We start from the raw sequence: 388 nt of genomic DNA, 5'->3' as shown, positions 1-388 counted from the left end.
TCGTCATTTTGAATGTCAATGCCGGTTAACTTGATTGCCTCATAAAAATTAGGGGTAATCACGGTAGCTAACGGAATCAACTTCGCCTTCAAAGTTTCAAACGCGTCTTCCTCCAATAGTAAGGCACCGTGTTTGGTAATGATGACCGGATCCAAAACTAAAGGACCAAAGTCGAATTTTTGATAATTTTTGACAACGGTTTCAATCATTGGTGCATCAGCTAACATTCCGGTTTTGCTAGCCCGGGTTTTGAAATCGTCGGCTAGGGATTGAAATTCTTGGTCAACGAAATCAGTAGGAAGCGGATGACTAGCTTGAATACCGTAAGAGTTCCCGGCAACGCAAGCGGTCATCACGCACATTCCGTGGACATCGCGACGTTGGAAGG

The 388-nt window shown here is 44.6% G+C and carries 1 protein-coding gene; it reads right to left on the bottom strand.

Annotated elements, in window-relative coordinates:
* Positions 1 to 388, bottom strand: a 388-nt coding sequence (locus tag CP370_RS09500) for a hydroxymethylpyrimidine/phosphomethylpyrimidine kinase (protein ID WP_143467909.1), incomplete at both ends; no start/stop codon positions are given.

The organism is Lactobacillus sp. UMNPBX19 (assembly GCF_002553805.1).
Classification (GTDB): domain Bacteria; phylum Bacillota; class Bacilli; order Lactobacillales; family Lactobacillaceae; genus Lactobacillus.
The sequence above is the reverse complement of the archived record's forward strand: the minus strand, read 5'-3'. Positions and strand labels throughout refer to the sequence as shown.